A 22,037-nucleotide genomic window follows, 5' to 3' on the forward strand; every position below is an offset into this window, starting at 1 on the left:
GTCGCAATAGCCGTTTAGTGACCAGTTCATATTATAATTCTTCAGGAAGTAGTCGCAATAGCCGTTTAGTGACCAGTTAATGCTGTAATTCTTCAAGAAGTAGTCGCAATAACCGTTTTAGAGATCCGTTGATACAATAAATTCTAAATTCACCCAAAAGTGACTGCGATACCATGCAATAAGTCATCAGGTTGTTTTTTCTCTCTAAAGGATTTCACAAAAAGCAAAAAGACTGGGGATTCTCTTCCCAGTCTTAATTCTCTGTCACCTTTATTTTCTTAACGTATTTACATAATCAGTCAGTCGGACCATTGCTGTCTTGATATCCTCTAAACTCGATGCGTAGCTGATCCGGAAGTAGCCTTCCCCGGCGGCTCCAAATGCATCGCCGGGGATCATGGCTACGCGGTATCCTTCAGCAAAGCCGTAGCAGAAGTCGTAGCTGCTCATCTTCAGTCCTTTTGGAAGGGCCGCAAAAATATAAAAGGCTCCTTTAGGTTCTGTTACTTCCAGATTCAACTCCTGAAGCGTCTGCATGACGACCCTGCGACGTTCTTTATAAGCAGCCTTCATCGGCAAAGCATCATCCTGACCATTTACCAGTGCTTCGATACCGGCATATTGTGTAACTGTCGAAGCGCTCGTGACCAGCGACTGATGGGTTTTGACAAGTTCAAATGTGATTAGCTCAGGCGCAAAAATGAGTCCTAAACGCCAGCCAGTCATGGCATGTGATTTCGACAGGCCATTAATAACGATCGTCTGATCTCTCAGGTGTTTCCCTAACGAAACATGAGTGTCATCGTAAACCAGTTCACTATATATTTCATCACTGACCGCAAGCATTTTTGGATAGTTTGAAAGAGTGAGAGCGATTCCTTTCACTTCAGCTTCTGTCCACGTTATGCCTGTCGGATTGTTAGGGTAATTCAAAATGATGGCTTTTGGTGTTTTATCCAGAGACTGGATCGTTTTCTCTATCAAGTCAGGCGTGACCATAAAGCCGGTTTCAGATGTGTCCATGTAAACCGGGGTCGCTTGACTCATTTTTACCAGAGAATCGTAAAGAGAAAAGAAAGGCGAGGGGATCAAAACATAGTCTCCAGGATTAAGCAAGGTAAATAGGGTCGTGGCCAATGCCTCGGTGGCGCCAACGGTCGCAATGATTTCTGATTCTGGGTCATAAGACAGTTCGTATTTAGCTGCTGCAAAGGCCGAAGCGGCTTCTCTTAGTTTGATGTCTCCAGCAGTACGGGTATAGAACGAATAATCAGAATCGATCGCTTTTTTAGCAGCTTCCTTGACGTGTTCGGGTGTCGGGAAATCAGGCTGTCCGAGTGTCAGTCGGATCAATGGTTCGAATGTACTGACATGATCATCAAATTGCCTGATTTTAGAAATTTCGAGATTTCTTATCTGGTGATTCAAATTGAAGTGGGTAGTTTTATTCATGTGTTTTTCCTCCTGTATCGTATTAGTTTACCATAATGCAAATTCAATAAAACAGTATAAAATATCGTCATAGTCTCATATAAGACAATAATCGGCTTAAATCACAGCGCATCTAATGTAATTTGGGCTGAAATCTGTTAAAATGTAGAAGTGAAGTGACAAAAGAAGAGAAAGGGGAAAACAAATGAAACCATCCCAACTTATACCTATTATCAGAAGACTGGATGCAATGCGCGAAGATCAGTCGGATGAAGTTCAAGTAAGACGTTTTGAACGAAACGGCCAGGAAAAGTGCATCGTACGCTATGATAATAAATCTAATATGTTTGAACTTGAAGACCGAACGACAGAACAGACTTATGAATTCGATAATATCGATTATGTAGCTGTTGAAATACTTGAACTGGTCCAGCCCGCAACATCTACAGAAGAGTAAGAAGTGCACAAAAGGAAGTGCTTTGTGTGCTTCCTTTTTTTTAGAAACTCCCCTTTCGTGCATGTTGATTTCAGTCAGGAGGGAAAATATGCTGAGTAGTTTTAAGCCAACGTGGATGGTTGAATCCATATATCAAATCACCCCGGAACAATTAAAAAGAGAAAATATAAAAGCGGTATTGACCGATCTAGATAACACACTTATTGCCTGGAACAATCCGGAGGCAACGGAAGAAACGATCGCATGGATCAAATTAATGAAAAAGAATGATATCAAAGTGGTCATATTATCCAATAACTCTAGAAAAAGAGTAAAGAAGATCGCAAGTATTCTTGAACTGGATTTTATACCTAGAGCGTTGAAACCATTAACGAGAGGTTTCAAGAAAGCGCTGAAAGACTATTCTTATTCCGAAGAAGAATGGCTGATGGTCGGCGATCAAGTCATCACCGATATCCGAGGAGCTAATAAAGCCGGGATAAGAACGGTATTGGTCAAGCCTATACTAGATTCTGATGCTTGGAATACGCGATTGAACAGGTTCGTGGAGCTGAAAATCATGAACTATCTGATAAAAAAAGATCCCGAAATGAAATGGAGAGATACGATACATGGCAGACGAAGTAAAGAATAATGAACTAAGGTGTATTGGCTGCGGAGCAGTTTTGCAGTCACAAGATGAAACGAAATCGGGTTATCTTCCTGCCTCTGTGCTGGAGAAAAAAAGCGCTGAAGATCTAGTGTACTGCAAACGCTGTTTTCGTCTGAGACATTACAATGAAGTTCAGGACATCGAACTGAGCGATGATGACTTTTTGAACATGCTTCATGAATTGAACGAAGAGAATGCACTCATAGTCAATGTCATTGATTTATTCGATTTTAACGGCAGTATCATCTCGGGGATTCAGAGGTTTGCCGGAAGCAACCCGATCGTTATCGTAGCCAACAAGAGTGATCTGCTGCCTAAATCGCTTGGTGAAGGCAAAATGCGTCAGTGGGTGACAGAGCAGGTCCAAAGCTATGGAATCAGACCACAAAATGTCTATCTGATCAGCGCCTTGAATAAAGCCTCTGTTGAAAAATTTATGGAAGCTCTGGACAAGGAACGTCAAGGGAAAGATGTGTATGTCGTCGGAACGACCAACGTTGGGAAGTCCACACTGATCAATCAGATCATAAACATCGCTACAGATTCAGAAGATACGATCACGACTTCCTATTTCCCAGGGACCACATTGGGTAAAATCGAAATACCCCTGGACGATGAAAAAGTACTTGTAGATACGCCGGGAATCATTCAGAAAAGTCAGTTGTCACACTATTTAGATGCCAAAGATTTAAAGGGCGTGACACCGAGAAAAGAAGTGAAACCGAAAAATTATCAGTTGAACGATAATCAGACATTATTCTTCGGAGGATTGGCTCGCTTTGACTACCTGATGGGTGAAGGAAAAGAATCCTTTGTCTGTTATGTATCCAATGAACTTTATATTCATCGCACAAAAACGGAAAGAGCAGATGAACTGTATGAAAACCAGTTAGGGGAACTGCTGACACCGCCGAATGCTGCTTCGGCTGCTGATTTCCCTGCACTGAAGCGTCATGAATTTAAAATAAAGGAACCCTCTGACATCGTCTTCAGCGGCTTGGGATGGGTTTCGATCGATGCTGTAGATATCACAGTAGCAGGATGGGCACCTCTAGGTGTCGATGTTACCGTGAGGAAACAGCTTATTTAAAGAATTATACTCAGAAAAGAGGATGGATATGAATTTAACAGGTAAACAGAAACGTTTCTTGAGATCAGAAGCAAACAGTCTGACGCCTATTTTCCAAATTGGGAAAAATGGATTAACAGTCGAGATGGTCAGGGAATTTGAAGATTCACTTGAAAATAAGGAATTAATGAAGGTCCAGTTACTTCAGAACACAGAGTGGACAGCCGGTGAAGCTGTCGAGTTTATAGAAGAACATTCAGACATTACTGTCGTGCAGAAAATAGGCAGGGTATTAGTGTTGTTTAAACCTTCTGACAAAGAAAAATATCAGCGCTATTCTTCTCGCCTGCCTAAATCCAATCATTCATAAAGGAGAGAACGAGCGTTGGTCAATAAAGTTGCAAATGTCATCGAACCGGAAGTTCTAAGTGAATTGATCGGGGCACTCCCTAAAAGGAAAATCGGGATTTTGGGCGGAACGTTTAATCCGCCGCATTTGGGACATTTAATTATAGCCGATCAGGTCAAAGACCAGCTTGGCTTAGAAGAGATTCTGTTTATGCCAAGTGCAGAACCACCGCATAAGAAAGAAAAGAAGACCATTGACGCCAGTCATCGGTCAGTTATGCTGACTGAGTCTGTGAAAGACAATGGTTCGTTTTCTGTGGAAAAAGCAGAACTTAAGCGCGGAGGAAAAAGCTACACGTATGATACGATCGTGGAACTTAAAGAAAAGAATCCCGATGTAGAATATTACTTTATTATTGGAGCAGATATGGTTCAGGATTTGAAAAACTGGTATAAAATCGATGAACTTGTAAATATGGTTCAGTTTGTGGCTGTCAACCGTCCCTATTACAGTCTGGAAACTCCCTATCCTGTTATTGGTGTCGATGTACCGAATATTGATATTAGTTCAACGTTGATCCGTCAGAAAGTGAAAGATGGTTGTTCTATTAGATATTTGGTTCCTCCCGAAGTAGAGAATTATATCGAAAGTAAAGGATTATATAAAAATGAAGAAAATTCAGATGGAATACCAGAATAACTATATTCGCTTAAACAGAGAAGAACTGGTTGAACTTATGCATGAATCCATGAGCTATCGCCGATATAAACATGTTTTAAGAGTGGAACAGACAGCTTTATATCTCGCAGATAAATATGACATAGACATGGAGAAAGTCAGCATCGCCGCCTTGGCACATGATTATGCAAAGGAAAGGCCTGATGCTGAAATGCGTGATCTGATCATCAGTGAAAATCTGGAATTGGATATGCTTCAGTTCGGAAGTAATATCTGGCACGGCCCTGTCGGGGCTATACTGATGAAGAACGAATATCAGCTTGAGGATGAAGAGATCCTTGAAGCTATCAAGGCCCATACCATTGGCAGTCCGACAATGGGTGAGGTGGCACAAATCATTTATGTTGCTGACTATATCGAACCCAAACGTTCTCACAGCGGTGTAGACAAAGCACGGAAGCTGGCAGACAAAGATTTGACTAAAACAGTTTCTTACATTACCCGACAAACGCTGAAACATTTAGTCAAAAGAGAAAATAAAATATATCCCAAGGCAGTTGAAACATATAACGCCTGGGTAGTAGACAACTAAGGAGAGAAAATATGAAACAAACACCAATGGAAGTACTAGAATACGTAGTGAAAGCAGCAGATGCCAAACAAGCCGAAGATATCGTTGCGCTTGATATGAAGAATGTTTCACTGCTGGCAGATTATTTCGTTATTCTGCATGCAAATAATGACAGACAGCTTAATGCCATTGCACAAAGCATATTAGATGAAGCTTCTAAGCACGACCAGGACATTAAACGAGTAGAAGGTAAAGATGATGCTAAATGGGTCCTCATTGATTTAGGCGATGTGATCGTTCATTTGTTCAATCAGGAAGAACGTGAATTTTATAAACTGGAACGCTTGTGGTCTGATGCAGATTATGTTGACATAGAGAAATGGCTGGACTAATGACATACAATTGGTTTGCAAAAGTATACGATGACTTGATGGATGACAGCCTTTATGAAAAATGGCTGAACTATACAGAAAAATACATTCCTGAAGGTGAAGCGATACTTGAACTTGGAAGCGGGACGGGCATACTGGGATTGAAGCTGAAAGAAAGCGGATATGATATTACCGGGCTTGACTTGTCTGATGAAATGCTGAGCCTGGCTTATAACCGACAACTCGAAGAAGGTGTGACGTTCCCTCTCATCCAAGGAGATATGAGAGATTTAAAAGATCTGCCTGTGTATGCGAATGTCATCTGCTACAGTGATGCACTTTGCTACATGAAAGATGAAAATGAACTGTATTCAGTGTTTAAAGAAGTTTACAGCAAGCTTGAAAATGAAGGCTTGTTTCTTTTTGACGTCCACTCAACCTATCAGATCGAAGCTTTTCTAAATACGTCTTTTCATGCCGAAACTGATGGTATCGTATTTTTGTGGGACAGCTTTGAAGGAGAAGAACCTTATTCGGTGGAACATGAACTGTCATTTTTTGTGAATAGTGAAGATAACAGTTATGACCGATATGAAGAAACACATAAAGAAAGAACTTATCCGCTGGACATGTATAAAAAGTTAATACAAAAAGCCGGCTTCAACAAGATCGAAGTCTGTGCTGATTTTACAGAAGAAGTAAAAGAGGACAGCCGACGCTGGTTCTTTGCCTGTAAGAAGTAAGGAGTACGTTTATGAAAGTATGTGGAGTCGTTGCGGAATACAATCCGTTTCACAATGGACACTTATATCAGCTTGCAGAAGCCAAAAAGAAGACAGGAGCCGATGTTCTGATCGTAGCGATGTCCGGTAATTTTCTTCAGCGAGGTGAACCGGCTGTTATAGATAAATGGCAGAGAGCTCAAACTGCGCTTAGCCATGGGGCTGATATCGTTCTTGAAATACCTGCTGCCTTCAGTGTTCAGCCAGCTGATCTGTTCGCAAAAGGTGCAGTCGAACTTCTGGATCTTATGGGTATCGATGTTTTAAGCTTTGGAAGTGAATCCGGCGACGGTTCTGATTTTCTATTATCAGCAGCGATGTACCTGGAAAAAGAAGAAGAAATCAATGAACTGTTTAAACGTGAGCAGGAACAAAAACTGACTTATGCCAAAAACATGAGCAGACTTCTTGCGAAATACTTACCGGAAATCAAACTGGATCTTACCCAACCGAACAACATACTCGGATTTGCGTATGCAAAAGAACTGCAGAAGAAAAATAGATCTATCGGTATTCAGACTGTGAGAAGGAAAAGCAGTCATTATCATGATCAGGAAATCGGATCCGGTGACGAAATTGCCAGTGCAACAGCGATAAGGAAAATATTGTCTTCTTCAAAGGAGTGGGAAACTGCCTCCAGTCTTCCATTTCCAGAAGAAACCAAAACCAGTTTAGTTAACAGCAAATTGGTTAAATGGGATGATTTTTTCCCGTATTTGAAATACAGGATAACAACGACTTCACTGGAGGGATTGAGTCAAATCTATTTGATGGAACAAGGTCTGGAGTACAGAGTTAAGGCAGTGATAAAAGAAGCTGAGGATATGGCTGGTTTTCTGACGGCGCTCAAAACTAAACAGCTTTCCTGGACGAGACTTCAGCGCATATGTTTTTATATTCTTCTCGATAAAACAAAAGAAGAAATGGAAAAAAGAATAGACCATCTCAATTTCATCCGGTTGCTCGGATTCAACCGTACCGGACAGACTTATCTAAGTGAGATAAAGCGGCAGTTAGAGATTCCGCTGGTCACTAATGTCAGTCAGAAGAACAGTGCACTGGTTGCACACGATATCACTGTGAGCGAAGTATATAGACTAGCGGAGCATGACAGGATAAAATCTCAGGATTATAAAAGAAAGCCTATAAAAATGGATTGACTTTATCTGTTTAAAATAGTATAATTATTTTTGTTGCTCATTAAGTGAAAACTTTTAAAAGTAATGATGTTTGTGCCTATGACATTGTTTGATAAAAGACGTTAAACACTGAGGTGAAGTCTATGAAAATAAAATGGGCATTAAATGAATTGAAAAAGTATCAGGATTCTCCATTAACATTAAATGGATCGGTCGATTTAGAGGCGTCATTGAAAGAAAGAGACAATGATATAATCGCGGCAAGTCCGGTTTCCCTTCAAGGGATGTTGACTGTTGATGAGAAATCTGTATATTATGTTGATATGACGATGAAAGTGAAAGTGACGTTACCTTCTTCACGTTCGTTAGAACCTGTTGAATTGGTCATGACTATTCCATTTTCAGAGATCTATCTGGCCCCTGACTCTCCTGTTAGTCTGGAACAGTTTGCAGAAGAAGAACTGGCTGAACGCTTGACCACCGATACATTGAATCTCAAGAAGCCGATCGAAGATGCTATATTGACCAGTAAACCCAGTCAAATCTTCACAGCGGAAGAACTTGAATCAGATGATATGCCAAGTGGAAAAGATTGGATAGTTTTACCGGAAGATCAGCATAACAATGATATGCATTCATCTAATGGTGAAGGAGATCCGAGATTTGCAGTACTTAAAGATCTCTTCAAAGAAGATAACGAGTAAGCAATAGAATTCGAAACCTTTTAAGGAGGTGTGTTGGAAAATGGCAGTACCTAAAAGAAGAACTTCTACTAGCAGAAAAGCAAAAAGACGTACTCATATCAAATTGGACCTTCCAAACATGAGTGATTGTCCTAATTGTGGTGAAGTTAAACGTAATCACCACGTATGCCCTTCATGCGGACATTACGCAGGCAAAGAGGTAATCAACAAAGAAGCATAATTTAATCAGTCTTTTGGATGGGTTAAATTGTATAAAAAGTGTTTATGACTTTAGTTCATAAACACTTTTTTGATTTTCTGTATGGTATGATTTACATAAAAAGTGTAACGCCATCTCTATTTGACAAGAAACGGAAGTGAATGTGTGAATACTTTATCGGATATACTCCCATTGCTCGGTTTTTATTCCGTGCCGTTTATTACATTGCTTTTTTCCCGCTGGATCAATAAACAGTTCAAACTGCTGCGGCTTTCGGTGAAAGTAGTGGATCTCATTATCCCGTATATGCTGCTGCTCCTGTTCGCTATGAGTCAATTGTATTTCCCTGTCAATCTCATTCCTTACATCATCCTTATCATTTCAGTACTGGGAATCATTTTAGCCACTTACTTTACTTTTTACAGAAAAGAATTGAAACTCTATCTGTTTTTCCGGATATGGTGGCGGATCGTATTTATAATCTGCCTGATTTTTTATGTCAGTGCAGGAATATGGATGATTTTACTGTGGATGAATTGAACAAAAAGTTAGTCATGAAACTTTAATAAACATGCGTTCCCTAGCCATAAGTATTAATGGCTAGGTTTTTTTTATTTTCCCGTTAAAAATAGATTTTTTCATCAGATCTGATGTGGTGGAAAGTGGGGAATTGTGGTAGACTTTAACATATAAGTGGGGAAGGGGGCAGTGAAATGTTATTAGGTGAATATAAACATTCAATCGATAATAAAGGACGCCTGATCGTCCCCGCAAAATTCAGGGATGATCTCGGAAAAAATTTCATTGTGACCCGAGGATTAGACGGCTGTCTTTTCGGCTATCCCATGGAAGAATGGAAACAGCTCGAAACAAAGCTGAAACAGCTCCCGCTTGCCAAAAAAGAAACGAGAGCGTTTACACGGTTCCTTTATTCAGCAGCTACTGAATGTTCGCTGGATAAACAGGGTCGTATCAATTTGCCAAATACTTTGATCGGACATGCATCACTTGAAAAAACGTGTGTTGTTATAGGCGTATCGGATCGCATAGAAATATGGAGCGAAGATCGATGGACAACCTTTGCAGAAGATGCGAATGAATCATTTGAAGATATAGCTGAAGAAATGATCGATTTTGGCTTCTAACATAAAGTTAACAGAGGAGTATAAAAATGTCAGAATTCAAACATGAAACAGTACTGTTAAATGAAACCGTAGAGGGTCTAGATGTAAAACCGGATGGGGTTTACGTCGACTGTACTTTAGGCGGAGCCGGTCATACAGCCCTAATTTTAAATAAGCTGGGGCCAGAGGGGCATTTATACGCTTTTGATCAAGATATGACTGCTATCGATAACGCCCGCAGTTTATTAGCTGACGAAGTCGAAAGCGGGAAGCTGACATTTATTCATGATAATTTTAGGAATTTAAAAAGTGCCCTTGAAGCAGAAAGTGTTTTTAAGGTTGACGGAATCCTTTACGACTTAGGCGTGTCATCTCCTCAACTGGATGTTACAGAAAGAGGATTCAGCTATCATAAAGATGCCCAGCTGGATATGAGAATGGATCAGACGCAGGAGCTGACGGCTCACGACATCGTTAACAACTGGGAATACAGTGACCTTGTCCGTATATTTTTCCGTTATGGAGAAGAAAAATTCTCAAAACAGATCGCCCGTAAAATAGAAACTAGAAGGGCAGAACAGACGATAGATACCACACACGAACTAGTGGATATAATCAAAGATGCCATTCCGGCACCTGCCCGACGAAAAGGCGGACATCCAGCCAAACGTGTATTTCAGGCTTTGCGTATAGCAGTCAATGATGAACTGGGAGCCCTGGAAGATACTCTTGAACAGGCTGTTGACCTGATCAAGGTCGGTGGACGTATCAGTGCCATAACTTTTCATTCTTTAGAAGACCGTATAGTAAAACAACTGTATAAAAGTTACTCGGAACTCCCGGATTTGCCAAGGGGACTTCCGATCATTCCGGATAACAAACAGCCCATACTAAAGATGGTGAACAGAAAACCGATCCTACCTTCAGCAGAAGAGTTGAATAATAATAACCGCTCACGCAGCGCTAAATTGAGAATTGCTGAAAAACAGAGAGAAAAATAATCACATCTGATAATTCACGGGAAGGAGAGCATTACACATGATGAACGACAACTTAGCTAGACAGCTGGCGAATGAAAATCTGCCATTACAGCAGCCGTCATCGCAGCCGAAAACGAATGAAATTAGAGAGAGCGAAAAAAGATTACATAAAAAAGGCCTGACTCGAATGGAGATGGCCGTCAGTAGTCTGTTCGGAACCATTCTTTTTGTCATGGCAGTTGGACATATCGCCTTATCCATGCAAGTTTCAACGACTAATAGAAGTATCCAGGATATAGAAGCACAGGCCGCGATGGTGCAAGTAGAAAACAGTAATTATGAGCAGAATGTTCAGGAACTTTCACGGTATGACCGAGTGTATTCTATAGCTAAAGAAAATGATCTTAAAATGAATGAAGAACAGATCAGGAATGTATTTAAATGAAACAGATAAAGAGAAAAATAAAAGAATCGAATCCCTTTCGTAATAGAAAATATATAGCGATCATGCTGTATATTTTTTGTTTTATCCTGTTTTTCGGTGTTTTTTCGCGCTTTGCCTGGATAATGGTCACGGGGGAAATCAATGGTGAGAATTTGGTGTCTAATGTACACAAGCTGTACACAAGAAACAATACTCTGCAGGCAAAGCGGGGAACGATTTATGATTCCAGCGGTAATCCGATAGCGATGGATGCCAATTCATATAAAATGATTGCAGTTCTGACAGATGAATGGTCGACACCCAAACGTCCGATTCATGTTCAGGAACCAAAAGCAGTAGCAGAAGTCCTCGCGAAACATTTATCGATGAGTGAAGAAGATCTGCTCGACAGATTGACTATGGATAACAGCCAAGTAGAATTTGGCAGTATTGGACGGAATCTCACATATGAAATAGTCAGTGCGATCGAGGAAGATCTGAAAAAAGAAGAGCTGACAGGAATAACTTTTGAAGAGAAAAAGAGCAGACTATATCCTAATGGCATATTTGCCTCACATACTATAGGATTGGCTCAAAGAGAGAATGGAGAGCAAGAAAGCCAGTCCCTTAAAGGTGTGCTTGGACTGGAAAAGGAATTTGATGAAATATTAAGTGGTGAAGACGGATGGATCGAGTATCAGAGAGACCGTTTCGGCTACGTTATCCCGAATCAGGAAATCGAAGAAGTTCTGCCGACTGATGGAAATGATATTCATTTGACCTTGGATAGACGCATGCAAATATATCTTGAAAGTATCGTGGAAGATGTCAACGAAGAACATTCTCCAGAAGTGCTGACAGCAACGCTGATGCATGCCAAGACAGGAGAAATACTCGCAACGACCCAGCGTCCGACATTCAATGGGACGACCAAGGTAGGGATAGACCAGACATGGCAGAATTATCTGACTGAGTACACATTTGATCCTGGATCTACGATGAAAGTCATGACTCTGGCGGCGGCTATTGAAGAGGGGACATTCAGACCTTACGATTACTACAAGTCAGGAAAGATTCAAGTAGGTGGAGGGACCGTTCATGATGTAAAACCTGAAGGGTGGGGATACATTTCCTATCTGGAGGGACTGGCCCGATCGAGTAACGTGGCTTTTGTACATCAGGTACAGGAGATGGGCTTTGAAACATGGAAACAGTATCTTGACAGTTATGGATTCGGTCAAAAGACGGGTATATCTTTACCGAATGAATACAGTGGATCGAATCCTTATGGTGGGGATCTTCAAAGAATCAACACGTCATTTGGCCAGGGGATTTCAGTAACGCCTGTGCAAATGCTTCGCGCATTTTCTTCCATCACAAATGGAGGGAAGATGGTTGAACCGCATTTAGTCAAGGAAATCATAGATAAAGAAACTGGTGAAGAAAAAGTATTTGAGCCAGAGGGAACCCCGACTCTTATATCAAAAAAGACTGCTGATCAAACACTTGAATATTTGACCGAAACAGTATACAGTGATGTAGGTACGGCCAGAGGTTATGCAGTAGAAGGTTTTGAAATAGCAGCGAAAACAGGAACAGCCCAAATGATTGGAGAAGACGGACGTTACTTATCTGGAGACTCCAATTATGTATACTCTGTCGTTGGTATGGGGCCTGTTGAAGATCCGGAACTTATTTTCTATGTGACTGTCCAGCAGCCTGAACTAAATGGCGCCGGACATGGCAGTCATGTCGTGCAGAAGGTCTTTAATCCGGTAATGAAGCGGGCACTGGAGTATTATTCTTCTGAAGAAACTGAAATGGATTTCGAAGAAGAATCTGAAGTGATGGCAAATGTCATTCAGAAAAACACTCAAGCTGTTATTGATAACTTTAATACAACAGGAAGAGAGATCAGTATCATAGGGTCCGGAGACACGATCGTTCAGCAGCATCCTATCCAGAATGCAGAGTTGAAAGAATCGGATAGGATCATGCTCATGACGAATGGTGCAATGACATTACCTGATTTAACTGGCTGGTCTAAGAGTGATGTATTGAAATTATCGGAACTGACAGGCATTGCAGTAACATTTGAAGGGGAAGGGTTTGTCAATTCACAGACCCTCCCACCGCAGTCTTTTATAGAAAGCGAAACGAAACTTACGGTGACTCTATCACCGAATGAATAATTTTGTTGGAAAGAAAGGAAAAAAATAGTGCAGAGCATTCAATTACTCTATCCGCTTGTTCTGAGTGGATTGATCGTCGCAGGTTTGACACCTGTATTTATCAACATTTTCAAAAAAAAGCAACTGGGACAAACAACACGGGGAGAAGGGCCTTCATGGCATGAAGTGAAATCCGGGACGCCGACTATGGGTGGGGTTTCTATCCTTATAGCTGTTTCGATCGTTGTACTTCTCTTCAGTGTGCTTTTCCCAGTGAACAGTCTGCTGGTCCTGCTGCTGACCTTTATATTACTGGTTTATGGAAGCATCGGATTTATCGATGATTATATTAAAGTAATGATGAAGCGTAATCTGGGACTGACAAGCCTTCAGAAACTGATGGGTCAAATAGTAGCTGCCGTACTGTTTTATATCGGAGTCTCACAGATACTGGATATTCAAAGTGTTGCTTTGCCTTTTGGTGCGGAACTGGATTTAGGATTCCTATATGTATTCTTCATTCTGTTCTGGCTGGTTGGCTTCTCCAACGCAACCAACTTGACTGACGGGATCGACGGGCTGCTGACCACAACAGGATTTATCGCGTATCTCAGTTACACTGTCATTGCGGTCATGCAGGAACAATATGAAGTAGCCATTTTCACAAGTGCCATCCTGGGAGCGTTGATCGGATTCTTTCTGTTCAATAGAAAACCTGCCCAGATTTTTATGGGGGATGTTGGTTCGCTTGCTTTAGGAGCCGGTTTGGCTGCTGTCTCCATCGTCTTGAATCAGGAATGGACGTTGCTGCTGATCGGTCTTATATTCGTCATAGAGACAGCTAGTGTCATGCTGCAGGTGACGTCATTTAAGTTAACAGGTAAACGTTTATTTAAAATGAGTCCGATCCATCATCATTTTGAAATGGTGGGTTGGGGCGAATGGAAAATCGTTATCGTCTTTTCACTGATCACCCTAGTGACTTCTCTGGTGACTCTACTGATCCTCTAAGGGAATGAAGAAAACTGGTAGTAGTTTTTCTACTTCCAGTTTTTTTAAATTCACTGTACACTTATACATAAGTTAGTTATAAAAAATGAGGGGTATTTTTATGAAAAATGAAGACTATTTTAAAAATAAAACTGTCTTGGTTCTAGGGCTGGCTGTTTCAGGTTATAACGCAGCATTATTGCTCGACCAGCTGGGATCTAAGGTTATAGTCAACGATTTTAAAGATTTAAGTGAAAATGAAGAAGCGCAGATTTTGAAAGCTAAAGGGATCGAAGTGATCTCTGGGGGACACCCTTTGGATATCCTGGATAGATCTCTGGATTTTATAGTGAAAAATCCCGGTATACCTTACTCCAACCCTCTGGTCAAGCAGGCAGTGAATAAAAAAATAAAAATCGTCACAGAGGTCGAATTGGCATACTTGATATCTGAAAGTCCGATGATCGCCATTACAGGTACCAATGGTAAAACGACAACGACTATGATGATCGAGAATCTTTTAAATGAGAATCGGTCAAAAGGTAAGGCATACGCAGTGGGGAATATAGGAACACCGGCAAGTCTTGTAGCTCAGGAATCATCGGTAAATGATGATCTGGTTATGGAAGTATCCAGTTTTCAGCTGATGGGTGTGGATAAATTCCATCCTTCGATCGCGGTCATCACTAATATATATTCTGCTCACTTGGATTATCACAAGACCCGTGATGAGTATGTGAATGCAAAGTTAGCCATCACAGAAAATCAGACAGATTCAGACTATATTGTGTTTAATCGAGATCAGGAGGAGCTTACCGATCTGGTCACCAGTACATCCGCTGCAAAACTTGTCCCGTTTTCTCGGAAAAAAGAACTGGGCAAAGGTGCTTATGTAAAAGATAAAATGATCATGTTCAATGGAGAAGAGGTCATGTCGACCGATAAGGTGCTGATCCCAGGAGAACATAATCTGGAGAATGCACTGGCAGCAGTCGCTGTTGCAAAACTTAAAGGTATAGATAACAAAGATATCGAAGCAGCATTCGGACATTTTCAAGGCGTTAAACATCGCATGCAGCTTGTGGATACGGTCGACGGAAGAAAATTCTATAATGATTCTAAAGCAACCAATTCCCTTGCAACGATTCATGCGTTAGAAGGTTTTTCTGACCCTGTCGTTCTTGTTGCGGGTGGACTGGACAGACAAGAATCGCTTGATGATCTGATTCCTCTCTTGAAGGAACACGTTAAAGCTGTGGTGACTTTCGGTGAAACAAAGCATCAGCTTGCCGAGGTAGCGAGAAAGGCTGATATCAGCACCATTATTGTGGTAGATACGGTATCAGAAGCAACCAGACAAGCGTTTGGAACGAGTGAAAAAAAAGATGTCATTTTACTGTCACCTGCCTGTGCAAGCTGGGATCAGTATGCCAATTTCGAAGAACGTGGAAATGACTTCATTCAAACTGTCCAAGAAATCGATCAGTCAGTTAAAGGGGGCTAAGCACTTAGGTGCGTACAAGATGAAAATACTAGTTACAGGTGGAGGCACGGGTGGACATATTTATCCTGCTCTTGCGCTGATGAATAGAATGAAAGAGCTCGATGAAAAAGCCGAATTTTTATATGTGGGGACGCATCGCGGACTGGAAAGTACGATCGTTCCTGATCAGGGATATATGTTTGAACCGCTGAAAGTCGAAGGATTCAAAAGAGACATCAGCTTCAAGGGGATAGCGTATAACTTGAATACAGTGAAACTTTTTCTGTCTTCCGTATTCAAAGCTAAAAAAATAGTGAAACGCTTTGACCCTGATGTCGTTATCGGTACAGGGGGGTATGTCAGTGCTCCAGTATGTTATGCGGCCTCTAAACTGAATGTACCCACACTTATTCATGAACAGAACAGCGTGGTCGGTTTAACAAATAAATTTCTGGCCAGATATGTGTCCACGATCGCCATCTGCTTTGAAGAAGCGCGAGAACAGTTCGGTTCCAGTAAAGATAAAGTCGTGTATACTGGAAACCCAAGGGCTCAGGAAGTAGCGGGTCTTGTTAAAACAGACATATTGAAAAATTATGATCTGGATCCGGATAAACCGACTGTACTTATTTTTGGAGGAAGCCGGGGAGCGTTTAAAATAAATGAAACGGTCCTGGACAGTAGAGATGATCTAATAAACAAGCCATATCAGACGTTATTTATTACGGGAAAACATCACTACACATCGATCATGGAAAAATGGGGAAATGATTTAGTGTCCGAAGAAAAATCAGGCAATGTAAAAATCGTACCTTACATCAATCATTTACCAGAGGTGTTTGCCTCGGTCTCTCTCGTCGTTTCCAGGAGTGGGGCCACGACCCTTGCTGAACTGACATCCTTAGGGATACCGAGTATTCTGATACCGAGTCCGAATGTAACGGAAGATCATCAGACAAAAAATGCCAAAAGTCTTGCAGACAAAGGTGCGGCATTGATGCTGAAAGAACTGGATCTGACTGCTGATAGTCTGGTAGAGAAAATCGATCTGCTTATGAACGACAATCATAAAAGAGATGAAATGAGTCGGGCTTCAAGACAACTAGGTAAACCAAATGCATCCGATCTGATTATCGATACGATTCTGACAGAATTGAAAAGCAAGTTAGTTTAGGAGATAGAAAGATGAGTAAGAACGAGGAAAAACTGACAAAAACTGAAAATGACCGATCAGCTCCTTCATCTTCTGTGGTTTATCTGAAGAATGACAGGAGAAGACTGATAAAATGGGGGATCCTTGTCACGCTGTTTTTTGCCGTGGCGCTTCTTTCACTCTATTTCGTCAGCCCCTATCGTTTAATAGAGAATATTTCTGTTTCAGGATCTGAGGAAGTATATGACCAGGCTGTCCTTGATTCGAGTGGCTTGAGTTCAGGCCAATCTCTTTGGGAGAAATATCTTAAGAAAAATGAAATAGAAGAACATATCGTCGGATCGAATCCCCAGGTCAAAGAAGCGGAATTGACTCTGTCCGGTATACAGGACTTTACAATTGCGATAGAAGAATACACTACAGTGGCGTACTTGTCTAACGATAACACGTATAAAAAAATACTGGAAAATGGAGATATCTTAGACGAATCTGTCCCTCGCCTCAATGCCAGTCAGCCGATACTCAATGATTTTGAGGAAGGTCGTCCGCTGGATCAGATTATCGAAGAGTATGAAAAAGTGGATGACGATGTTAAATCTCTTATTTCAGAAATCGATTTTTTGAACGATGAACGAAATGAACTACTGGTACGTGTCTTTATGAATGATGGTAATGAAGTGCTGGTCAATGTACCGAATTTTTCGGACCGGTTAAATTACTATCTGGATATGAAAGAGGCTGTCGATAATACAGAAGGCTTATTCGATCTGGAAGCAGGTGCTTACTTTATTCCTTTTTCAGCAGAAGAAGAGCCTGAAGAGATAGAAGATTTTGAGTAAAAAGCAGGGGTGAGCAGCTTAATTCACTCTTGCTTTTTTTTTTGAACCCGAATTAATTTCCTTTGTTACATAAAAGTAATCGAAAAATACTGATAAATCAATAAACACTCTTCATTATGGCCGTCATTTTATGGTAAAATGAATTGGAGTAATAACTTTAATAATAAATATAATCTTTAAAAGACAATATGAAGAGTAAGATATTGAAGACAGGAGGTTTCAATAAATTGAAAAATGGTGTTTATACAAGTTTGGATATTGGAACCACTTCAATTAAAGTCATTGTTTCTGAAGTTTTGAATGGTCAGATGAATGTTATTGGAGTTGGAAGTGAACGAACAAACGGTATAAGTAAAGGTTTGATTATCGACATCGATGAAACAGCCCAATCGATAAGAAAAGCTGTCGAGCAAGCTGAAGAAAAAGCGGGAGTTACGATCGATTCTCTGATCGTAGGTGTACCTGCGTTAAATATTGAAATCAATCCCTTTCATGTGAGTGTTGATGTCTCGAGTGCCAATCAGGAAGTCAATGATGAAATCATTGGAAATATGGTCAAACAGATCCGTGATAAAAAGGTTTCATCGGACCAGACACTCTTATCAATAATGATCGAGGAATTTATTGTAGATGGGTTTGACGGAATCAAGGACCCGAGGAAAATGGTCGGAGACCAAGTCGAATGTTATGGGACCGCATTGACAGTATCAAAAACTGTCCTGCATAATATAAAAAAAAGCGTCAATAATGCAGGCTATGCTGTTGATGATCTGCTCTTTCAACCTAAGGCCATGTCTGAACTGATAATGTCTGAGGATGAAAGACGCTTTGGTACGATCCAGATAGATTTAGGAGGCGGACAAGCAACTGTTTCTGCTGTTCATGATCAGCAAGTCAAGTTTTCCACCATAATCAAAGAGGGCGGATCGAATATCACTAAAGATATCTCGGTAGTGCTGAATACCTCGATGAAGAATGCGGAAAAAATCAAAAGAGAAGTTGGCTATGGTTTCATAGATGATGAAGCACTGGAAAATGATCAGTCCATCTCGATAGATGTCGTAGGACAAGATCAGACGGTTCAGGTGAAAGAATCTTATATAGCTGAAATCATTGAAGCTAGAGTTGCTCAGATTTTTGAACAGATCAAAGCAGAACTTGATGCAATCGGTGCACTGGAGCTTCCTGGAGGGATCATCCTGACCGGTGGAACATCGGCGATCCCAAGGATAGAAGAGCTGGCTGAAGAGATTTTTAATGTTCATGTGAAGAAGTATGTGCCTGATTTTATGGGCGTACGCTATCCTTCTTTTACAAATGCAATCTCGTTAGTCCACTACAAAGCAAATATGGATGATATCCATGAAGTAATGAATCATTATGTCTTATTCGATGAGGAGAAGCCGTCTCAGAATATAGTGAAAACTCAGGATACGAGTCCTGCGCAGACGAGTGTTAAATCGAATAAAACAAGTAATGAAAACAGTGAGACCTTTATAGATAAAATCAAAAATTTCTTGACACATTTCTTTGATTAATAACTTATATTTTCTACAGGAGGATAAAATAGTATGGATTTAGAATTTGATTCTTTTGCTGCAAATGGAGCAAAACTAAAAGTAATTGGTGTTGGTGGAGCAGGTGGTAATGCTGTCAACCGTATGATCGAAGACGGCGTACAGGGTGTTGAATTCATCGTTGCAAACACAGACCTGCAGGCGCTGGATATGATGAGTGCAGAAACTAAAATTCAGCTTGGACCAAAATTGACTCGTGGCCTGGGTGCCGGTGCTAATCCGGAAGTTGGAAGAAAATCTGCAGAAGAAAGTGAAGAAGCCATTGCAGAAGCACTCAGTGGAGCAGACATGGTTTTCGTCACTGCCGGAATGGGCGGAGGCACAGGAACAGGCGCAGCTGGAATCGTTGCAAGAATAGCCAAAGAACAGGGCGCATTGACTGTTGGTGTGATCACGCGTCCCTTTACTTTTGAGGGTCCTAAAAAAGGACGTTTTGCAGCTGAGGGTATAGCCTCTATGCGTGAGCATGTCGACACGTTAGTCACCATCTCCAATAACCGACTGCTTGAAATCGTAGACAAGAAAACGCCTATGATGGAAGCCTTCAGAGAAGCCGATAACGTATTGAGACAAGGGGTCCAGGGGATCTCAGATCTAATTACGAATCCGGGATATGTAAACCTTGACTTTGCAGACGTAAAAACGGTAATGGAAAACCAAGGATCCGCATTGATGGGTATCGGAACAGCTACTGGAGAAAACAGAACAGCGGAAGCGACTAAAAAAGCAATCTCTTCACCATTGCTTGAAGTTTCACTGGATGGAGCAGAGAATGTACTGCTGAACATCACGGGCGGTTCTGACTTGACGTTATTTGAAGCGCAAGACGCATCTGACATTGTATCAGCTGCTGCAACAAATGAAGTGAATATCATTTTTGGTACGTCGGTCAATGAAGAATTGGGTGATGAAGTTGTCGTCACTGTTATTGCCACTGGTATCGATCCTGAAAAACGAGGTTCTCAGTCAAAACAGGCAAAACAGAAAACGTCCAGACAGGCACCGGCTGCCAGTTCAGAAAAAGACCCATTCGGCAACTGGGACATCCGAAAAGAACCAAACCTTAGAGATCGCCACAATGCTGATTTAGATGAAAAAGCGGAAAGCAGATCAGAAGCATCTAAAAATCTTTTTGATCGTGAAGATCAGTCGGAAGATAATTCCAGCGATGAGGAAATGGACACACCGCCTTTCTTTAGAAGAAGACGGAAATAATTCATTTGAAAGGAAGAGTATAAATGAGTTTAAAGGATAAGTTCAATGATTATTTTTCTCTGAATGATACAGATGATGATTTGGAATATGAGACATCAGCCATGCCAGTTAAAACAGAGACAAAAAAATCATCCGCTCCTTTAGCAGCGGAAAACAAAAAAGTCAGCCATAAAGGATCAAATCAGAATATTGTTGCGATCAATAAGCAGCAGGCAATAAAAAAACCTAGAATCAAAGTGGTTGAACCTCGTTTATACTCAGAAGTTCAATCGATTGCTGATACACTTCTGAATAACCAGTCTGTTATTTTAAATTTCAGACGGATGGAAAAAGAGCAGGCCAAAAAGATGCTGGATTTCTTGATGGGAACCACTTATGCCATTAAGGGAGACATTCAACGTCTGGGTGAAGAGATATTCATCTGCACACCGCAGTCATTTGAAGTCGATGGTTCAGAACTGCAGGCATTAAAAAATACAGATTTTTAATTAGAATGGAGTTCCAAAAGTTACTATGTTAGTACAAATATTATCCGCAGTCTATAGATTGATCATGCAAGGGATCGATCTTTATAGAATTGCACTCGTTGTTTATTTCTTATTATCCTGGATGCCTGGCGGTTACCAGTCTAAACTTGGACAGTTTCTTATTCGAATCTGCGAGCCTTATGTTGGGATTTTCCGACAATTCGTTCCGCCTATCGGTATGATCAGTTTAGCAGGAATCGTGGCATTCTTTGCCCTGACATTTATAGAGTACGGCGTGACCGCTGTATTTCAGCTTATTTTTAATCTTTTAATATAAACGGGATGAGGATCAGATGGAAGATTTATACCAGCATTTCAGAGAAGACGAAAAATATTTTATTGATCAAGTCCTGGACTGGGTCCAGCAGGTAGAATTTCAATATTCTCCCTATCTCAGCCCGTTCTTAGATCCCAGAGAACAATATATCGTGGAATCGATCATAGGCCAGCACAGCGAAGTAAAAGCAGAAGCGTTTGGTGGGTACGAAGCAGCTGAAAGAAAACGGCTGTTTCTTTCTCCCTCATATTTTGAACCTTCACAAGATGACTTTGAGATAACAATAACTGAGATCCGCTATCCTAAAAAGTTTGCTCATCTGTCACATGGTAAAATCCTTGGGACTCTTATGGGGACGGGCATCAAGCGGGAAATGATCGGTGATATTATCACAGACGGTGAAGACTGGCAGTTTTTTGCAGATGCAGCTATCATGCAGTACCTGCTTACATCTGTAACTAAAATCGGCAATATAACTATACAACTGGAAGAAGTGCCTTATACAGATATCCTTCTTCCAAAAGATTCATGGGATGAACGATATGAAATCGTCTCTTCTTTAAGGCTGGATGTTGTATTAGCTAACGTCTTCCATATTTCCAGACAAAAGTCAAAAGAATTGATTTCATCTGGTAAAGTAAAAGTGAACTGGAATGAAACGGAAAGACCGGATGTTGTTTTAGGAATCCATGATGTCCTATCTATACGTGGATATGGTAGAATTCGAATAGAAGCAATAGAAGGAAAAACAAAAAAAGAGAAAATCAGATTAAAATTAGGCGTTCTTGATCGAAACAGGTAACGATTTAGATTTTCAATAGTTTTAATATACTGAAAAAATAATTTTGGAATAAAATAATTATGGAGGTGTCTTT

26 protein-coding genes are annotated in these 22,037 nt (G+C 40.8%); 25 read left to right on the top strand and 1 reads right to left on the bottom strand.

Translation table 11 applies throughout. The features are described from left to right. Positions 1-270: 270 nt before the first annotated feature. Positions 271-1,452 carry an aminotransferase class I/II-fold pyridoxal phosphate-dependent enzyme gene (locus BMX84_RS09040; protein ID WP_091489057.1) on the bottom strand — a complete coding sequence of 394 codons (1,182 nt, stop codon included), beginning with the start codon at positions 1,450-1,452 and terminating at the stop codon, positions 271-273. A 184-nt stretch (positions 1,453-1,636) separates the two neighbouring features. Between BMX84_RS09040 and BMX84_RS09045 the strand changes: the two genes are divergently transcribed. From BMX84_RS09045 to BMX84_RS09165, 25 genes are all read left to right on the top strand, one after another. After that, positions 1,637-1,888: a YkuJ family protein gene (locus BMX84_RS09045; RefSeq protein ID WP_091489058.1), complete on the top strand. Its 252-nt coding sequence runs from the start codon at positions 1,637-1,639 to the stop codon at positions 1,886-1,888. A gap of 88 nt (positions 1,889-1,976) precedes the next feature. Next, a complete protein-coding gene (locus BMX84_RS09050) occupies positions 1,977-2,522 on the top strand; it encodes a YqeG family HAD IIIA-type phosphatase (protein ID WP_091489119.1) in 546 nt (181 codons plus the stop codon). Continuing rightward, entirely contained in the window at positions 2,500-3,630 is a 1,131-nt protein-coding gene (gene yqeH / locus BMX84_RS09055) for a ribosome biogenesis GTPase YqeH (protein WP_091489060.1), read from the top strand. The genes BMX84_RS09050 and yqeH overlap by 23 nt, the downstream gene beginning before the upstream one ends. A gap of 28 nt (positions 3,631-3,658) precedes the next feature. After that, the gene (yhbY, locus tag BMX84_RS09060; protein WP_091489061.1) at positions 3,659-3,979 is read left to right on the top strand and encodes a ribosome assembly RNA-binding protein YhbY; all 321 of its coding nucleotides are present in this window, start codon (positions 3,659-3,661) and stop codon (positions 3,977-3,979) included. A 39-nt stretch (positions 3,980-4,018) separates the two neighbouring features. Further along, entirely contained in the window at positions 4,019-4,657 is a 639-nt protein-coding gene (locus tag BMX84_RS09065; RefSeq protein ID WP_246119130.1) for a nicotinate-nucleotide adenylyltransferase, read from the top strand. Continuing rightward, positions 4,626-5,228 carry a bis(5'-nucleosyl)-tetraphosphatase (symmetrical) YqeK gene (yqeK, locus tag BMX84_RS09070; RefSeq protein WP_246119129.1) on the top strand — a complete coding sequence of 201 codons (603 nt, stop codon included), beginning with the start codon at positions 4,626-4,628 and terminating at the stop codon, positions 5,226-5,228. Before BMX84_RS09065 ends, yqeK begins: the two co-directional genes overlap by 32 nt. Positions 5,229-5,239: 11 nt before the next feature. Next, complete coding sequence (gene rsfS, locus BMX84_RS09075) at positions 5,240-5,599, top strand: ribosome silencing factor (protein ID WP_091489065.1); 360 nt, start codon at positions 5,240-5,242, stop codon at positions 5,597-5,599. After that, positions 5,599-6,321, top strand: coding sequence for a class I SAM-dependent DNA methyltransferase (locus BMX84_RS09080; protein ID WP_091489066.1), 723 nt, complete (start codon positions 5,599-5,601; stop codon positions 6,319-6,321). Before rsfS ends, BMX84_RS09080 begins: the two co-directional genes overlap by 1 nt. An 11-nt stretch (positions 6,322-6,332) precedes the next feature. Further along, complete coding sequence (locus BMX84_RS09085) at positions 6,333-7,520, top strand: nucleotidyltransferase (RefSeq protein WP_091489068.1); 1,188 nt, start codon at positions 6,333-6,335, stop codon at positions 7,518-7,520. A 122-nt stretch (positions 7,521-7,642) separates the two neighbouring features. After that, positions 7,643-8,203 carry a YceD family protein gene (locus tag BMX84_RS09090; RefSeq protein WP_091489070.1) on the top strand — a complete coding sequence of 187 codons (561 nt, stop codon included), beginning with the start codon at positions 7,643-7,645 and terminating at the stop codon, positions 8,201-8,203. A 40-nt stretch (positions 8,204-8,243) separates the two neighbouring features. Continuing rightward, the gene (rpmF, locus tag BMX84_RS09095) at positions 8,244-8,423 is read left to right on the top strand and encodes a 50S ribosomal protein L32 (protein WP_091489072.1); all 180 of its coding nucleotides are present in this window, start codon (positions 8,244-8,246) and stop codon (positions 8,421-8,423) included. A gap of 144 nt (positions 8,424-8,567) precedes the next feature. Then, positions 8,568-8,942, top strand: a complete 375-nt coding sequence (locus BMX84_RS09100; protein ID WP_177165524.1) for a DUF3397 family protein — start codon at positions 8,568-8,570, stop codon at positions 8,940-8,942. A gap of 173 nt (positions 8,943-9,115) precedes the next feature. Beyond that, positions 9,116-9,547: a division/cell wall cluster transcriptional repressor MraZ gene (mraZ, locus tag BMX84_RS09105; RefSeq protein ID WP_091489076.1), complete on the top strand. Its 432-nt coding sequence runs from the start codon at positions 9,116-9,118 to the stop codon at positions 9,545-9,547. Positions 9,548-9,573: 26 nt separating this feature from the next. Then, complete coding sequence (gene rsmH, locus BMX84_RS09110; RefSeq protein ID WP_091489078.1) at positions 9,574-10,527, top strand: 16S rRNA (cytosine(1402)-N(4))-methyltransferase RsmH; 954 nt, start codon at positions 9,574-9,576, stop codon at positions 10,525-10,527. 37 nt (positions 10,528-10,564) lie between these two features. Next, positions 10,565-10,951 (top strand): cell division protein FtsL, encoded by a 387-nt coding sequence (ftsL, locus tag BMX84_RS09115; RefSeq protein WP_091489079.1) that lies wholly within the window; start codon positions 10,565-10,567, stop codon positions 10,949-10,951. After that, positions 10,948-13,122 carry a penicillin-binding transpeptidase domain-containing protein gene (locus BMX84_RS09120; RefSeq protein ID WP_091489081.1) on the top strand — a complete coding sequence of 725 codons (2,175 nt, stop codon included), beginning with the start codon at positions 10,948-10,950 and terminating at the stop codon, positions 13,120-13,122. The genes ftsL and BMX84_RS09120 overlap by 4 nt, the downstream gene beginning before the upstream one ends. Before the next feature lie 27 nt (positions 13,123-13,149). Next, positions 13,150-14,112: a phospho-N-acetylmuramoyl-pentapeptide-transferase gene (gene mraY / locus BMX84_RS09125; protein WP_091489083.1), complete on the top strand. Its 963-nt coding sequence runs from the start codon at positions 13,150-13,152 to the stop codon at positions 14,110-14,112. A gap of 100 nt (positions 14,113-14,212) precedes the next feature. Continuing rightward, positions 14,213-15,595 carry a UDP-N-acetylmuramoyl-L-alanine--D-glutamate ligase gene (gene murD, locus BMX84_RS09130; RefSeq protein ID WP_091489084.1) on the top strand — a complete coding sequence of 461 codons (1,383 nt, stop codon included), beginning with the start codon at positions 14,213-14,215 and terminating at the stop codon, positions 15,593-15,595. A 19-nt stretch (positions 15,596-15,614) separates the two neighbouring features. Then, a complete protein-coding gene (murG, locus tag BMX84_RS09135; protein WP_091489086.1) occupies positions 15,615-16,748 on the top strand; it encodes an undecaprenyldiphospho-muramoylpentapeptide beta-N-acetylglucosaminyltransferase in 1,134 nt (377 codons plus the stop codon). 11 nt (positions 16,749-16,759) lie between these two features. After that, entirely contained in the window at positions 16,760-17,566 is an 807-nt protein-coding gene (locus tag BMX84_RS09140; protein WP_091489088.1) for a cell division protein FtsQ/DivIB, read from the top strand. A gap of 227 nt (positions 17,567-17,793) precedes the next feature. After that, positions 17,794-19,104, top strand: a complete 1,311-nt coding sequence (gene ftsA / locus BMX84_RS09145) for a cell division protein FtsA (RefSeq protein ID WP_091489089.1) — start codon at positions 17,794-17,796, stop codon at positions 19,102-19,104. A gap of 33 nt (positions 19,105-19,137) precedes the next feature. Beyond that, positions 19,138-20,358 (top strand): cell division protein FtsZ, encoded by a 1,221-nt coding sequence (gene ftsZ / locus BMX84_RS09150; protein WP_091489091.1) that lies wholly within the window; start codon positions 19,138-19,140, stop codon positions 20,356-20,358. 23 nt (positions 20,359-20,381) lie between these two features. Continuing rightward, entirely contained in the window at positions 20,382-20,846 is a 465-nt protein-coding gene (locus BMX84_RS09155; RefSeq protein WP_091489092.1) for a cell division protein SepF, read from the top strand. 25 nt (positions 20,847-20,871) lie between these two features. Continuing rightward, positions 20,872-21,162 (top strand): YggT family protein, encoded by a 291-nt coding sequence (locus BMX84_RS09160; protein WP_091489094.1) that lies wholly within the window; start codon positions 20,872-20,874, stop codon positions 21,160-21,162. A gap of 16 nt (positions 21,163-21,178) precedes the next feature. Next, the gene (locus BMX84_RS09165) at positions 21,179-21,964 is read left to right on the top strand and encodes a YlmH family RNA-binding protein (protein WP_091489095.1); all 786 of its coding nucleotides are present in this window, start codon (positions 21,179-21,181) and stop codon (positions 21,962-21,964) included. Positions 21,965-22,037 lie beyond the last annotated feature (73 nt).

Origin of the sequence: Alkalibacterium putridalgicola (genome assembly GCF_900109825.1) — a bacterium.
Lineage (GTDB): Bacteria > Bacillota > Bacilli > Lactobacillales > Carnobacteriaceae_A > Alkalibacterium > Alkalibacterium putridalgicola.